Source organism: Pseudomonas sp. GM55 (genome assembly GCF_000282395.1).
In the GTDB taxonomy this organism is placed as follows: domain Bacteria; phylum Pseudomonadota; class Gammaproteobacteria; order Pseudomonadales; family Pseudomonadaceae; genus Aquipseudomonas; species Aquipseudomonas fluorescens_CC.
The window spans coordinates 1-13,758 of the sequence record NZ_AKJJ01000108.1 but is presented as its reverse complement, the minus strand read 5'-3'; the positions used below and the strand labels follow the sequence as shown (position 1 = coordinate 13,758).

Here is a 13,758-nt window from a genome sequence, read left to right as displayed (position 1 = left end):
CTGCGCGCCATTCCCCGGATGAACACCTCCACTCAGCCTGCCGAGGGGGCGGGTGGATCAAGATCAAGAGCGGCAGGCGAGCTAACGCTCGGCCTGTAGAGTGGTGAAAAGCGTCTGTGTACGCCGATCTGCTTTTGCTCTGCTCTGCTCTGCTCTTCTGTAGGAGCTGGCTTGCCAGCGATGGCGGCCTGACAGTCGACCTGAATGGTGCAGGTGTACTCAGTCCTCTGTGGGAGCGGGCTTGCTCGCGAAGGCGTTATCAGGAACAGCAAAAATCCCCCACCTTGCCGCTCGGTGCTAGGATCTGTCCCGAATCCTGCATTCCGTGAAGGAAGACCCATGTTGAAGATTCTCGCGCTGCTCACGCTGTTGGCATCCACTGCCGTCCACGCCCAAACCCCGCTGCAAACCGACTTGCCGCTCAAGTACCTGGAGCAGGCCAGCGCCGATTCGAACCATCAGCCCCTGGTGATTTTCCTCCACGGTTACGGCAGTAACGAGCAGGACCTGTTCGGCATCAAGGATGACTTGCCCGCGTCTTATACCTACCTGTCGGTGCGGGCACCTTTGGTGATGGAGGCGGGCAGCTATCAGTGGTTCCGCAAGAAGGGCGAAGGGGCCTATAACGGCGAGACCGATGATCTGAAGTCCAGCGGCCAGGTGCTGCTGGATTTCGTCGCCCAGGCTGCGAAGAAATATCAGACCGAACCCGAGAAGGTGTTCCTGGTTGGCTTCAGCCAGGGCGCGATCATGTCCTACGAAGTGGGCCTGCGGCATCCCGAGGCGCTAGGCGGGATCGCTGCGTTGAGCGGGCGGGTTCTGCCGGTGCTCAAGGCCGAGCTCACACCGGATGAAAAACGCCAGTCGCTGGCGATTTTCATCGGTCATGGCGAGCAGGACAAACGTCTTCCCTACAGCGACGGCACCGAAGCCAACAGCCTGTTGCAGAGCGTGTCACTCGAACCCGAGTTTCACGGCTACCCCGGTGTCGGTCACAACATCAGCGCCGAGGAGATACAGGACTTGAGCGCCTGGTTGCAGCGCCTGAACCCCTGAGCCTCATTTTCCGCTGACGATTTGTTTGATCAGGGTTTCGTGGGCCGCCATGTCGCCGGGACGGGAAATCACCTGGATCACCGTCATGCGGGTGCCGGATGCCGCCATCAGCGTAGTGGTGAGGGTCATGCCGCCGCCTTGTGTGGCGGTGCCGTCGACCTGACGCAGGCCCAATCCGGTTTTCCGGGTCAGGGATTTCTCGCTCAGCTTGTTGTAGTCGGGCAGGGATGTGCGTTGCGCCGAATCGAAGTCGGCCACGGTGCTGTCGAGGAACTGCCCGTCGTTGTCCTTGACGCTGATACCTTTGGGCAGGGTGTTTTCCGCGGCGATGACCACGGTCTTGGTCGTCGCATTGCTGTACAGGGTGCCCGTCGCACCGTCCGGGCTGGCGGGCAGCGGGTTGGCGATGAACCCCTTGGGCAGGTTGAAGGTGAACTTGCCGCCGAGCATCGAGACTTGTTGGGCGGGCGCGTTATCGCTGGAAGTGGCCTTGGCGGCCTGCGCATTCAAAGCCCCCAGGCCAGTAGCAGCTGCCAGCAGTAGAACAAGGGCTTTTTTACTCAACAATGACATCGGAATCTCCAGGGATGGGCGCGCGGTGGGGCGCGATCATCCCACGGAGGTTGTGCTGCATTCCAGCGTGCCCTAACGAGCGGTCGCTTTCTGCTTACGCCTGGTTTTGCGGGAACAGGTTGCGACGGGTTTCTTCGTCGAATTCGGCCTTGAGCACCAGTTTCTCTTTCAGGCCGTGGGCGCGTAGGGCAGCCGGGCGGGCGCTGATTTCATCGTACAGGCGCTTGACGTTCGGGTACGCCGCCAGACCGCTCTCGCCGAGGATGTAGGGCGCGTAGTTGGCCCAGCCCCACAGGGCCATGTCGGCGATGCTGTAGGTGTCGCCAGCCAGGTATTGATGCTTGGCCAGGCGCTCGTCGAGGATGCGATAGTGGCGTTCGACTTCCTTGAAGTAGCGGTTTTTCGCGTAAGGCAGATCTTCCGGTGCATGGTGCAGGAAGTGCACCGCCTGGCCGGAGAATGGCGACAGGCCGGTGCCGATGAACATCAGCCACGAGAGCATTTCGGCCTGGCCGGCAACGGATGCTGGCAGGTAGCGCTGATGTTTCTGCGCCAGGTGCAGCAGGATCGCCTGGGAGTCGAACACGGTGGCATCGCCATCGACCAGCGCGGGTACCTTGGCGTTCGGGTTGATCGCCAGAAAGGCTGGCTGGTGTTGTTCACCCTTGAAGGTGTCGACGCCGATCAATTCGTATGGCGTTTGCAGCTCTTCGAGCAGCAGGGCAACTTTCATCGGGTTCGGCGAAGGGTGGAAAAACAATTTCATGGTGTAGGCCTCAGTCGGGTAGGGGTTGGAACTGAGGCTGATGTTGAAGCAAACACGTTCGATTGACGTGCAAGGTTGTTGTTCTGGTCGTGCGAAACTATCGAACGGGTTTCGGTGCTTTGACAGTTCCTTCAGCGTCCGTCGTCGGGCCGACCGGCCGTGCCAGCAAGCGTTTGGTCACGCCCAGCATGGCCACCGACACGGCGATGCCCAGGACAAAAGCGTTCATTCCCATCGTCGGCAGCGCCAGCGCTAACACCAGGCAGAAGGCGGCGAACGAGTACATGCCGGTGCCGGTGGCGCGCAGCAATGCGGCGGTAAAGGCCGGGCCACGGGTTTGCTGGGAGAACACCGCCATCACGCTGCCCAATACCGGGAACACTGCCAGCAGGCCGCTCCAGCGGTCGCCGACGGTGCTGGCCAGCAGTGTCACGACCAGCGTGAGCACTGCACCGGCCACCATGCGCAGCAGGAGCTTGTCGGATTTCGGCGCCGGGCCACTGAGCACCGGTTGCACGGTGGGGAACAGGTACGGTGCGGCGAGCAGCGCGCTGGCGGCGGCGCACACCGAAAACACCAGCGAAGCCGGGATCAGCGACAGCACAATTGCCACCGCCGCCCAGACCGACAGCGAGACCAGCAACGCCAGCGGCCATCCGGCCCGTTGTGCGACCTGGGCGTAGGTCACGCAAAACGCGATCATCGCGAACATGGCCGACAGCGCGGCGGTGGCCGATTGCGCAGCGAACGCCTGGCCTTGTTCAAGGGCGAGGAACAACAGAATCGGCCCGACTACCACCGGCAACCCCGATAACCAGCCGGCCACGCTCGGCCCCCAGCGTTTGCCAGCCAGGGAAATCAGCAGCAGGAAGCCTGGAATCACCAGCAGTTTGAGGATCAACACGCGCACGTCTCCGACCTGTGTGAGGTGGCAACGGTAACATTGCATCGGATAGATTGCTGTATCTGTGTGCGAGTTTTGTATACAAAAAACAGGACCCTTGAAAATTGTACGAAAGGGTCTTTGCGCATACGTTTTGTCCGGGCATTCCGCATGAGGCCAACCCGCCATGAACCATCAACGATCGCTGCTGCGCCATGGTCTGTGGCTGCTTGTTTTGCTGAGCGCTCAGGCTCTGGCCAATTGGCAGGACTCGCTGCCTGGTGCGCAAGTCCTCGGCAGTGGCGAGTTTCGCAAGTACGGTTTCGATGTCTACAGCGCGCGGCTCTGGAGTACGTCGCGGCCCCTGGCGAACGATCAGCCGTTCGCCCTGGAGCTGATCTACCAGCGCAGCATTTCCCGTGATGACCTGGTGAACGCCAGCGTCAGGGAAATCAAGCGCCTCTCTGGCACCGCGATCAGTGACGAGCAACTGGCGTCCTGGCAGGCGCAGATGCAACAGTCGTTCGTCGATGTGCAGGCTGGTACGCGACTGACCGGTGTCTATCTGCCAGGGCAGGGTGCGCGGTTTTTTCTCGGCCAGCAGTTGTTGCGTGAAGTGACGGACCTGCAATTCGCCGAGGCATTTTTTGCCATCTGGCTCGATCCGCGTACCAGCAACCCCGAGCTGCGCCAGCAGTTGCTGGGTGTGGTGCCCTGAACCTGTTGATTCTGCAGTTTTTGGGGCGACGGATCTGGCCCCTTCGCAGGCAAGCCCGCTCCCACAGGGGGGTTGTGTCCTCTGATAAAAACGCAGGCAAAAAAGAACCCGGTGCAACTTGCGTCACACCGGGTGTTTTTCCAGGCGGCGACGGTTCTTCGTGGGTCCCCGTGCCGTCTGTTGAACGCTGTTGGCTTACGCCCGCTCGAGCGCCAGCGCCACGCCCTGACCACCACCGATACACAGGGTGGCGAGGCCTTTCTTGGCATCACGCTTGAGCATTTCATGCAGCAGCGTCACCAGCACGCGGCAACCCGAGGCACCGATCGGGTGACCCAGGGCGATGGCGCCGCCGTTGACGTTGACTTTGTTCAAGTCCCACTCCAGGTCCTTGGCCACGGCCAGGGATTGTGCGGCGAAGGCTTCGTTGGCTTCAACCAGCTCAAGCTGGTCGATGTTCCAGCCGGCCTTGTCCAGGCAGCGGCGAGTGGCCGATACCGGGCCGATGCCCATGATCGCCGGATCGACACCCGCGTTGGCGTAGGCGGCGATTTTCGCCAGTACCGGCAGGCCGAGGGCCTTGGCTTTGTCGGCGCTCATCAGGATCACGGCGGCGGCACCGTCGTTCAGTGACGAAGCGTTGCCGGCGGTCACCGAACCCTCCTTCTTGAAGGCCGGCTTGAGCTTGCCCAGGGAGTCGGCGGTAGTGCCGGCCCGTGGCTGCTCGTCGGTGGCGAAGGACAGTGGATCGCCCTTGCGCTGCGGGATCAGGATCGGCGTGATTTCGTCAACGAAGCGCCCGGCTTCGATGGCGGCCACGGCTTTCTGCTGCGAGGCGGCGGCGAACGCGTCCTGCTGCTCGCGGCTCAGGCTGTATTTCTCGGCCAGGTTCTCGGCGGTGATGCCCATGTGGTAATCGTTGAACGCATCCCACAGGCCATCGCTGATCATGGTGTCGACGATTTGCGCGTGGCCCATGCGCAGGCCGGTGCGTGCACCAGGCATGACGTAGTTGGCCAGGCTCATGTTTTCCTGGCCACCGGCGATGATCACCTCGGCATCGCCGCAGCGAATCGCCTGGGCGCCCAGGTGCAGGGCCTTGAGACCGGAGCCGCAGACCTTGTTCAGGGTCATCGCCGGCACGGCGAAGGGCAGGCCGGCCTTGATCGCGGCCTGGCGCGCAGGGTTCTGCCCGGCGCCGGCGGTCAGCACCTGGCCCATGATCACTTCATCGACTTGCGCCGGGTCCAGGCCGGTCTGGGCCAGCAGTTGGCGGATGACTGCGGCGCCCAGGTCGACGGCGGAGACATTGGCCAGGGAACCCTGGAAGCTGCCGATCGCGGTGCGCGTGGCGGCAACAATGACGACTTCTTGCATGGAATGATTCCTCACTGGGCAGCGAACTGCATTTCCGGTACGTGGTCCGGCACGATCAGTTTACCGGCAGTCTTGGCAACGATCTCTTCGACGCTGACACCCGGCGCACGTTCTTTGAGAATGAACGCGCCGTTTTCGATTTCCAGGTAAGCCAGGTCAGTCAGTACGCGCTTGATGCACCCGGCGCCGGTCAGCGGCAGGCTGCATTGGGACAGCAGCTTGGACTCACCGTCCTTGGACGCGTGGGTCATGATGACGATGATGTTGTCTGCGCCGGCCACCAGGTCCATCGCGCCGCCCATGCCCTTGACCAGTTTGCCGGGGATCATCCACGAGGCGATGTTGCCTTGCACGTCCACTTCAAAGGCGCCCAGCACGGTCAGGTCGACATGACCACCGCGTATCATCGCGAAGGACTCGGCCGAGGAAAAGATCGAAGCGCCGATGCGCGCGGTCACGGTTTGTTTGCCGGCGTTGATCATGTCGGCATCGATGGTGTCTTCAGTCGGAAAGGGACCCATGCCCAGCAGGCCGTTTTCCGACTGCAGCATGACTTCCATGCCTTCGGGGATGTAGTTGGCGACCAGGGTCGGAATGCCGATGCCCAGGTTCACGTAGAAGCCGTCCTGCATTTCGCGGGCGACGCGTTGAGCCATTTGTTCGCGAGAAAGTGCCATTGTCGTTATTCCTTCATTCGGTCCGGGGGCAGGGGATCACTTACGCACGGTGCGCTGTTCGATGCGCTTCTCGAACGTGCCGCAGATGATCCGGTCGACGTAGATGCCGGGGGTGTGGATCTGCGCCGGGTCCAGTTCGCCGGGTTCGACGATTTCCTCGACTTCGACCACGGTGATCTTGCCGGCGGTGGCGGCCAGCGGGTTGAAGTTCTGCGCGGTGTGGCGATAGATCACGTTACCGAAATGGTCGGCTTTCCAGCCTTTGACGATGGCGAAGTCGCCGGTGATGGACTCTTCCATCAGGTACTTGCGGCCATGGAATTCGCGCACTTCCTTGCCTTCGGCGACCGGAGTGCCGACGCCGGTGGCGGTGAAGAAGGCCGGGATGCCGGCGCCGCCAGCACGCATTTTTTCCGCGAGGGTGCCTTGCGGGGTCAGGATGACTTCGATTTCGCCCTTGAGCAGTTGCTCTTCGAACAGCTTGTTTTCACCAACGTAGGAGGCCACCACCTTGCTGATCTGCCGGTCTACCAGCAGTACGCCGAGACCGAAACCGTCGACGCCGCAGTTGTTGGAAACCACCGTGAGGTCACGGGTGCCCTTGCGCTTGATCTCGGCGATCAGGTTTTCCGGGATACCGCACAGGCCGAAGCCGCCAGCGATCACCGTCATGCCGTCTTCAAGACCTGCCAGAGCTTCCTCATAGGAACTCACGCGCTTGTCGAAACCTGCCATATGCACCTCTTTTATTCTTTGTGGGCGGCTGGCTAGCCGAATGGGATGGAGTGTCGCGCTGCAAGATTGATTTGTTAAGTTGTTTTTTTGGCTGGATTAATTAATTAATATCATTAAAAGGAAATCCTGTATGAACTGGCTTGCCAGCGAAGACGTCGGGTCAATCGACGTCGATGTCGTTTGGCAAACCGCTTTCGCTGGCAAGCCAGCTCCTACAAACTGGAGCGTAGCGACCTATGACTGTCAAGCAGATCCGTGCCTTCCTGGCCGTGGCCCAGAGCCTGAGTTTCGCCGTGGCCTGCGAGCGCCTGCACCTGTCGCAGTCGGCCCTGAGCCTGACCATCAAGGCGCTGGAGGAGGGCCTGGGCGGGCGGCTGTTCACCCGCAACACCCGTAACGTCGCGCTGACCGCCGAAGGCGAATCCCTGGTGCCATTGGCGCGCCGCCTGATCGCCGACTGGGACAATACAGAGGACGAGATGCGCCAGCGCTTCACCCTGCAACGCGGCCGCGTGACCCTGGCGGCCATGCCATCGTTCGCCGGCAACCTGCTGCCGCCGATCCTCAAGACATTCCGCGTCCGCTATCCGAACGTCAATGTCACGGTCAACGATGTGATCAACGAGCAGGTGCTGGAAATGGTCCGGGATCGGCAGGTGGAACTGGGGGTGGCGTTCGAGCCGACCATGAGTTCGTCGCTGCAATTCACGCCGTTGTACATCGATCGTTTCGTTGCGGTGGTGCCCTTGGATTCGGCGCTGGCCGGGCTGGATGACATCGATTGGCAGACCCTGCTCAAGGAGCCGTTCATCACCTTGCAGCGACCTTCGACCGTGCGGGTAATGCTGGAAGAGCACTTGCAGGCCCGCGGCATGAAGCTGCCGGTGGAGTTTGAAAGCCATCAACTGGCGACGGTCGGGCGCATGGTCGCCAGTGGCCTGGGCGTGAGCGCGGTGCCGGCCTTGTGTGCCGGGCAGATGCGTGAGCTGGGCGCGCGTTGCATCACGTTGCGTGACCCGGTCGTGGAACGGGCGCTTGGGGTGCTGACGTTACCGGGGGGAGAGTTGTCGGCGGCGGCGCAGGCGATGTTTGATGTGTTGAAAGAAGAAAATTTCGGACAACGAGTTGCCATGGGCTGATCCCAACCTCTGGTTCTGATCACAGTACCTGTGGGAGCGGGCTTGCCCGCGATAGGGCCGGCACATCCAGCATATTTATCGACAGATCCACCGCCATCGCGGGCAAGCCCGCTCCCACAGGGATTGGGTTTCGTCAGTTGCCAAGGAGCTGTGCCAGTACCGGCAAAAGCTGCTCGCACGACCCCTCGATCTTCAAATCCAGCATTTCATCCGCCCGGGTCTTGCCCAGGTTGATCGCAATCAACGGCTTGCCCTGATCCACCACCGCCCGGCACAGGCGAAACGCCGAATAGGCCATCAACGACGAGCCGACCACCAACAACCCGGCAGCCTGTTCGACGGCGGCCATCGCCCTGGCCGCCGTGGCCTGCGCGACGTTTTCGCCAAAAAACACCACATCCGGCTTCATCCGTTCCCCGGCGCAATGCGGGCAGTGCGGGACCTGGAAACGTGCCTCGAAGGCCGGGTCGAGCAAGGTGTCGCCGTCGGGCGCCTGCACCGCGTCGACGCCGGCCAGATACGGGTTCTGTGTTTCCATCAAGTGCTGGATCGAGTCGCGCTCGCTGCGCCGGCCGCAATCCAGGCACAACACCCGGTGCAAACTGCCGTGGAGTTCGATCACGTCATGGCTGCCGGCCTGGTCGTGCAAAGTGTCGACGTTCTGGGTGATCAACCCGCCGATCTGTCGCGTGCCCTGCAGACTGGCCAAGGTATCGTGGGCCACGTTCGGCTGCGCCTGACGCACCCGTGGCCAGCCGAGCATCGCCCGCGCCCAATAGCGCCGCCGGGATTCCGGGGCAGAAAGAAACTCCTGGTACATCATCGGCTGCCGGCCACGTCGCACGCCCTGGTTGTCGCGATAGTCCGGGATGCCCGAGGGCGTGCTGATGCCAGCCCCGGTCAGCACGGCAAACGGCTGATCCGCCATGAGTTGATGGAGGCGATCGAGTTGGTCACGGGTCTGGCGGTTGAGCATGGTCAGCACTGCGCAGGACACTTGAATGTATGCAGCGTAGCATTTGCCCATCGCCGAACAGGACCCTGATGCACACGATCTCTGTAGGAGCTGGCTTGCCAGCGAAGGCGCAATGTCTGTCGAAACTCGATCGACTGGAAGATTGCCTTCGCTGGCAAGCCAGCTCCTACAGGGGGGGACGAGGTTATTTGCGCGCCTCCAGAATCAGGTTGAACGGCGTTTCGGTGGCCCGGCGAAAGCGCGTGAATCCAGCCTCTGTAAACACCTTGCGCAACCGCGCTTCGCCGGCCTGGGCGCCGAGGCCAAGGCCGACTTCCTGGGACAGCGAGTTCGGCGTGCAAATAAACGTCGAAGCGGCGTAGAACAGGCGTCCGACCGGGTTGACGTTGTCGTCGAGCAAGTCGTTGGCGTAGGGCTCGACCAGCAGCACCGTGCCGTCGTCTTTCAGCGACTCATAGGCATGTCTGGCCGCGCCCACCGGGTCGCCCATGTCGTGCAGGCAGTCGAAGTAGCAGATCAGGTCGTAGTCGCTGCCGGGGTAGCTTTTGGCCGTGCCCTGGAAGAACCGGGCCCGACCGGACACACCGCCTTCTTCGGCCCGTTGGGTGGCAACGGTAACGGACGGCGCGTGGTAGTCGAAGCCGACGAAGCGCGAATCCGGATACGCCTGGGCCATGATCACCGTCGAGGCGCCATGGCCGCAGCCGATGTCTGCCACTTTGGCCCCGGCTTCCAGTTTGGCCACCACGCCGTCGAGGGCGGGCAACCATTCGGCGACCAAATGGGCTTTGTAGCCGGGGCGGAAGAAGCGTTCGGTACCGCTGAACATGCACGGATGGTGTTCTCCCCAGGGCAGGGCGCCGTTGCCGCGCATGGCGTTGACCAGCTTGTCCTTGTCGTGGAAGAACGAAGCGACGACACCGATGCCTCCGGCGATATAGACCGGTGAGTCTTCGATGGCCAGGGCCAGGGCTTGCTCTTCGGGCAGGCGGAACTGGCCGTCGTGGTGTTCCATGTAGCCGGAGGCGGCATGGGCGCTGAGCCATTCGCGCAGCAGGCGGGTGTTGCAGCCGGTTTTCCCGGCAAGGGTTTCGGGGGTGATGGGCTGGCTGTCGGCCATCGCCCGGTACAGGCCGAGCTCTTCGCCGAGGATGACGTTGGCGAGCATCGCCGCGCCGCCCATGTCGCTCACCAGTTTGCCCATGAAATCGTTGAGTCTGGCCTCGTCCATCATGTGTGCTCCTTTAGCAGGATCACGGTCCAGGGGCATTGTCTGGTGGGGCTTTCGCCGCTGGGCGGTGGTCGTGGGAATGTGCAGGGCACCAAGCGGGTCCTGTGTGCATTGAGTTTAGTTCGGGCCTTGTACTGCGCGGTCTGGCGCGACGAAATCGACGACCTTTCGGTAGACACCAGACCCTGTGGGAGCGGTGGCCGTCGGTATCGCATGTATCCCACTGTATCCAACCCGTCTTTCGATACAGTCCCGCGCAACTTCAGGCCCCTGCCGAACACAGACCCGATACAAACCTGCGATGAACTGTGAAGGCCGTTTTGGCGCCGTTGATCCGTGGCGGCCAAGACGCTTTCCCTGGCCGTCGCCACCGGCGGTCGTACGCTCCTGACTCTGTTCCGCGCCTGATGCGGTCAAGGGGATTTCCATGACAACGCTTGTGTCTCAACCTGATTCCGACGTCACACCCGTGGATCGCCTGCGGGTCGATCAGTACACCCATGGCATCATCGGCCCAAGCCAGCCGATGCTCGGGCCATTGGCCGACGGCGGCACGCTGATCACCGGTACACCGCCGGGCTGTTGGGGGCCTATGATCACGCCGGCCTTCGAGGGCGGGCATGAAGTGACGCAACCGGTGGCGATCGCCGGGGCGCAAATCGGTGATGCGGTGGCCATCAAGATCAAAAGCATGCGCGTGACGTCGCTGGCGACTTCGTCCGGGGTCATGAGCTTTGTCGAGGGGCGGTACAACGGCGATCCGTTCGTCTCGAAATTCTGCTCCACCTGTGGCACCGATCATCCGGCCAGCCATGTCGAAGGCATCGGCGCCGAGGCCATTCGCTGCAACCACTGTGGTGCCGAGGTCAGCGCGTTTCGGTTCAGCCACGGTTATGTGATTGTGTTCGATGCGCAGAACCAGGTCAGTCTGACGGTCAATCAGGACATCGCCAATCGTCTGGCGGGTAACGCTTCAGAAATGTCGGCACTGCCGCAATTCGCCGCCCAGCATTCGATCCTGTCCCTGGCCCGTGCCGACATCCCCGGCGTTGCGGCTCACATGCGGCCGTTTCTCGGCAACATCGGTACCCTGCCATCCAGGGACTTGCCCGACTCCCACAACTGCGCCGACTTCGGCCAGTACCTGATCAATGCACCGCACCGTTTCGGCATGACCCGCGAAGAACTGCACGCGGCGAAAACCGACGGCCACATGGACACCAACTCGATCCGCGAAGGCTGCGTGCTGATTTGCCCGGTGAAAGTTCCCGGTGCCGGGGTGTACATGGGTGACATGCATGCCCAGCAGGGCAACGGCGAGATCGCCGGGCACGCCACCGATTGCTCCGGCGAAACCGAAGTGGTGGTGGAAGTGGTGAAGAACCTGACCCTGGAAGGGCCGATCCTGTTGCAAAACCTGGATGACTTGCCGCCGATGGCGCGGCCAATGAACGCCGGACAAAGGGCAAAAGTCCGTGAGCTGGGCGAGCGTTGGGGCCAGCACGAGATTGAACAGAGCGGGCCGATCACCTTCATCGGCAGTGGCGAGAACCTCAATCTGGCGGTGGAAAACGGCCTGCAACGCGCTGCTTCCGTCACCGGCCTGCCTTATGACGAAGTCCTCAATCGCGCCACCATCACCGGCTCGATCGACATCAGTCGCCTGCCGGGCACCGTGCGTGTGACGTTCCTGTGCCCGATGGCGGTGCTCGACCGCATGGGCATCGGCCATCTGGTGCGAGAGAAATACGATCTGGCCTGACAGCCAGTGGCGGGTTTGTACCGCAGTGTGTATGGACTTGCCGGCGATACAGACGCTGGCATTTTCCGGCACAAATGAACACAGGCCCGATACACCCCTTCGATTAACTGTGTCTGACGGCGAGCATCCACCCGGTGCTCGCTCCCCCAGACACCGTTTGAGATCGACATCATGCAGACATCCATTCCCCCTGTAGCCAAGGCCAGCGCAGGGCTTGGCCTGCGTCGCGGTTTACTCAAAGACCTCCAGGCCGCACCGACAGGCGATTTCGACTTTCTGGAAGTCGCCCCGGAAAACTGGATCGGCATCGGCGGCGCTCACGGCGCGGCATTGCGGGCCCTGGCCGAACGCTATCCGTTGTCCTGTCACGGCCTGTCCCTGTCCCTGGGCGGGCCATCACCGCTGGACGTCGGGTTCTTGCAGGAAGTCCGGGGCTTTCTCGATCACTACAACGTGCCGCTGTACAGCGAGCATTTGAGCTATTGCAGCGATGACGGCCACCTGTACGACCTGTTGCCGCTGCCGTTTACCGAAGAAGCGGTGCATCACGTCGCCGCGCGGATTCGTCAGGCCCAGGACATCCTGGGTCGGCGACTGGCGGTGGAAAACGTTTCCTATTACGCCGCTCCCCAACAGGACATGGACGAGGTGACATTCACCAATGCGGTGCTGCGTGAGGCCGATTGCGACCTGCTGCTGGACGTCAACAATGTCTACGTCAATTCGATCAACCACGGTTTCGATCCCCAGGAATTTCTCGCCGGTATCGATTCGGGGCGGGTGGTGGCCATGCACATTGCCGGGCATTTCGATGAGTCCGATACCTTGAAGATCGACACCCATGGTGCTTCGGTCAAACCGGCGGTGTGGTCGTTGCTGGCCCAGGCTTATGCTCGGTTCGGTGCGCAACCGACCTTGCTGGAGCGCGATTTCAATTTTCCGGCATTCGCCGAACTGGTAGCGGAATTGCAGACCATTCGCCGCTTGCAACAGGAGGGCGTGCACCATGGATAAGTCGGGGCTTTTGCATCAACAAACCACCATGGGTCTTTACCTGCGCGACCCTGAACACAATGCGCCGCCCGCCGAAATGGACCCCGCCCGGGCACAGGTTTATCGCGATCTGGTGTTTGCCAACCTGTCTTCGCTGCTCAGTGGCACCTTTCCGGTGTTGGTGAAGATTATCGGCAATGAACGCTGGGGTTCGCTGGTGCGGATTTTTTTGCGGGACTACCGGGCCCGTACACCGAAGTTTGGTGAAATCGCTGAGGAGTTTGTCGAGTTTCTTGCGACCGGGCCTGAGGCATTGGGCGATGGGGGGTGGCCGCCGTTCATGGTGGAGTTGGCGCATTACGAGTGGGTGGAAATGGTTTTGCAGCAGTCTGATGCGCAGCCGTTGGTTGCCAGTGATGCCGGGTTGTTGCTGGATCGGCCTTTGCAGGTGTCGCCGCTGGCCTGGCCGTTGGCGTATGCCTGGCCTGTGCAGTTGTTGGGGCCCGATTTTCAGCCGGATGTTTTACCTGATCAGCCGACGTTTTTGCTGGTGCGTCGGGATGAGGACTGGAGTGTGAGGTTTTCCGGGTTGAGTCCGTTGGCGTGGCGGTTGTTGCAGCGGATTGTGGAGTTTCCCGGGCTGACCGGGGTTGAGCAGTTGCAGGGGTTGGCGGTGGAGGCGGGGCAGGTGGATTCTTCGGTGTTTTTCGAGGGTGGTTTGGGGTTGTTGCGGCAGATGCATGGGGAGGGGGTTGTTGGGGTTGTTTGATCTGCTTTGGCCTTGGCGGCCTTTGGGCCGACCAGATTTTTGGTTGATTGAGTACATATCCGTTTCTTCGGTAACGGCGACTTAGGGTTTCGCCCTGACGGCG

Annotated in this window: 14 protein-coding genes; 6 read left to right on the top strand and 8 right to left on the bottom strand. The window is 61.7% G+C overall.

What is annotated here, in order from left to right; all coding sequences use genetic code 11:
• Positions 1–339: 339 nt before the first annotated feature.
• Positions 340–1,056, top strand: a complete 717-nt coding sequence (locus tag PMI31_RS24460; RefSeq protein ID WP_008021774.1) for an alpha/beta hydrolase — start codon at positions 340–342, stop codon at positions 1,054–1,056.
• Positions 1,057–1,059: 3 nt separating this feature from the next.
• Here PMI31_RS24460 and PMI31_RS24455 read toward each other — a convergent pair whose 3' ends face one another.
• The 3 genes from PMI31_RS24455 to PMI31_RS24445 form a co-directional block, all read right to left on the bottom strand.
• Positions 1,060–1,629, bottom strand: a complete 570-nt coding sequence (locus PMI31_RS24455; protein ID WP_008021771.1) for a hypothetical protein — start codon at positions 1,627–1,629, stop codon at positions 1,060–1,062.
• Between the two features lie 94 nt (positions 1,630–1,723).
• Positions 1,724–2,395: a glutathione S-transferase family protein gene (locus PMI31_RS24450; protein ID WP_008021770.1), complete on the bottom strand. Its 672-nt coding sequence runs from the start codon at positions 2,393–2,395 to the stop codon at positions 1,724–1,726.
• Positions 2,396–2,492: 97 nt separating this feature from the next.
• The gene (locus tag PMI31_RS24445; protein WP_008021768.1) at positions 2,493–3,299 is read right to left on the bottom strand and encodes a hypothetical protein; all 807 of its coding nucleotides are present in this window, start codon (positions 3,297–3,299) and stop codon (positions 2,493–2,495) included.
• A 166-nt stretch (positions 3,300–3,465) separates the two neighbouring features.
• On the opposite strand from PMI31_RS24445, the gene PMI31_RS24440 reads away from it, so the two are divergent.
• On the top strand, positions 3,466–3,996 hold the full coding sequence (locus PMI31_RS24440; RefSeq protein ID WP_008021766.1) for a chalcone isomerase family protein: 531 nt from the start codon (positions 3,466–3,468) through the stop codon (positions 3,994–3,996).
• A gap of 195 nt (positions 3,997–4,191) precedes the next feature.
• Here PMI31_RS24440 and PMI31_RS24435 read toward each other — a convergent pair whose 3' ends face one another.
• The 3 genes from PMI31_RS24435 to PMI31_RS24425 are packed head-to-tail and all read right to left on the bottom strand — an operon-like array spanning position 4,192 to position 6,785.
• Positions 4,192–5,373 carry an acetyl-CoA C-acetyltransferase gene (locus PMI31_RS24435; protein ID WP_008021764.1) on the bottom strand — a complete coding sequence of 394 codons (1,182 nt, stop codon included), beginning with the start codon at positions 5,371–5,373 and terminating at the stop codon, positions 4,192–4,194.
• Between the two features lie 11 nt (positions 5,374–5,384).
• Positions 5,385–6,050 (bottom strand): CoA transferase subunit B, encoded by a 666-nt coding sequence (locus PMI31_RS24430; protein WP_008021761.1) that lies wholly within the window; start codon positions 6,048–6,050, stop codon positions 5,385–5,387.
• 36 nt (positions 6,051–6,086) lie between these two features.
• A complete protein-coding gene (locus PMI31_RS24425) occupies positions 6,087–6,785 on the bottom strand; it encodes a CoA transferase subunit A (protein WP_008021758.1) in 699 nt (232 codons plus the stop codon).
• A 236-nt stretch (positions 6,786–7,021) separates the two neighbouring features.
• On the opposite strand from PMI31_RS24425, the gene PMI31_RS24420 reads away from it, so the two are divergent.
• Entirely contained in the window at positions 7,022–7,924 is a 903-nt protein-coding gene (locus tag PMI31_RS24420; protein ID WP_008021756.1) for a LysR family transcriptional regulator, read from the top strand.
• 133 nt (positions 7,925–8,057) lie between these two features.
• On the opposite strand, the gene PMI31_RS24415 is transcribed toward PMI31_RS24420, so the two are convergent.
• Positions 8,058–8,900, bottom strand: coding sequence for an NAD-dependent protein deacetylase (locus tag PMI31_RS24415; protein WP_043302621.1), 843 nt, complete (start codon positions 8,898–8,900; stop codon positions 8,058–8,060).
• Positions 8,901–9,084: 184 nt separating this feature from the next.
• On the bottom strand, positions 9,085–10,131 hold the full coding sequence (locus PMI31_RS24410) for a class I SAM-dependent methyltransferase (protein WP_043302620.1): 1,047 nt from the start codon (positions 10,129–10,131) through the stop codon (positions 9,085–9,087).
• A 427-nt stretch (positions 10,132–10,558) separates the two neighbouring features.
• Here PMI31_RS24410 and PMI31_RS24405 point away from each other — a divergent pair, with 427 nt between their 5' ends.
• The 3 genes from PMI31_RS24405 (at position 10,559) to PMI31_RS24395 (ending at position 13,655) form a co-directional block, all read left to right on the top strand.
• Positions 10,559–11,893, top strand: a complete 1,335-nt coding sequence (locus PMI31_RS24405; protein WP_008021749.1) for an acetamidase/formamidase family protein — start codon at positions 10,559–10,561, stop codon at positions 11,891–11,893.
• 171 nt (positions 11,894–12,064) lie between these two features.
• Positions 12,065–12,907: an HvfB family MNIO-type RiPP peptide maturase gene (locus PMI31_RS24400; protein ID WP_008021747.1), complete on the top strand. Its 843-nt coding sequence runs from the start codon at positions 12,065–12,067 to the stop codon at positions 12,905–12,907.
• The gene (locus PMI31_RS24395; RefSeq protein WP_008021745.1) at positions 12,900–13,655 is read left to right on the top strand and encodes an HvfC family RiPP maturation protein; all 756 of its coding nucleotides are present in this window, start codon (positions 12,900–12,902) and stop codon (positions 13,653–13,655) included. The genes PMI31_RS24400 and PMI31_RS24395 overlap by 8 nt, the downstream gene beginning before the upstream one ends.
• Positions 13,656–13,758 lie beyond the last annotated feature (103 nt).

Excerpts from the sequence above, each read along its gene's own strand:
- PMI31_RS24450 (WP_008021770.1), bottom strand. The coding sequence starts at position 2,395 with ATGAAATTGTTTTTCCACCCTTCGCCGAACCCGATGAAAGTTGCCCTG.
- PMI31_RS24425 (WP_008021758.1), bottom strand. The coding sequence starts at position 6,785 with ATGGCAGGTTTCGACAAGCGCGTGAGTTCCTATGAGGAAGCTCTGGCA.
- PMI31_RS24435 (WP_008021764.1), bottom strand. The coding sequence starts at position 5,373 with ATGCAAGAAGTCGTCATTGTTGCCGCCACGCGCACCGCGATCGGCAGC.
- PMI31_RS24400 (WP_008021747.1), top strand. The coding sequence starts at position 12,065 with ATGCAGACATCCATTCCCCCTGTAGCCAAGGCCAGCGCAGGGCTTGGC.
- PMI31_RS24415 (WP_043302621.1), bottom strand. The coding sequence starts at position 8,900 with ATGCTCAACCGCCAGACCCGTGACCAACTCGATCGCCTCCATCAACTC.
- PMI31_RS24455 (WP_008021771.1), bottom strand. The coding sequence starts at position 1,629 with ATGTCATTGTTGAGTAAAAAAGCCCTTGTTCTACTGCTGGCAGCTGCT.
- PMI31_RS24460 (WP_008021774.1), top strand. The coding sequence starts at position 340 with ATGTTGAAGATTCTCGCGCTGCTCACGCTGTTGGCATCCACTGCCGTC.
- PMI31_RS24395 (WP_008021745.1), top strand. The coding sequence starts at position 12,900 with ATGGATAAGTCGGGGCTTTTGCATCAACAAACCACCATGGGTCTTTAC.
- PMI31_RS24440 (WP_008021766.1), top strand. The coding sequence starts at position 3,466 with ATGAACCATCAACGATCGCTGCTGCGCCATGGTCTGTGGCTGCTTGTT.
- PMI31_RS24420 (WP_008021756.1), top strand. The coding sequence starts at position 7,022 with ATGACTGTCAAGCAGATCCGTGCCTTCCTGGCCGTGGCCCAGAGCCTG.
- PMI31_RS24430 (WP_008021761.1), bottom strand. The coding sequence starts at position 6,050 with ATGGCACTTTCTCGCGAACAAATGGCTCAACGCGTCGCCCGCGAAATG.
- PMI31_RS24410 (WP_043302620.1), bottom strand. The coding sequence starts at position 10,131 with ATGGACGAGGCCAGACTCAACGATTTCATGGGCAAACTGGTGAGCGAC.
- PMI31_RS24405 (WP_008021749.1), top strand. The coding sequence starts at position 10,559 with ATGACAACGCTTGTGTCTCAACCTGATTCCGACGTCACACCCGTGGAT.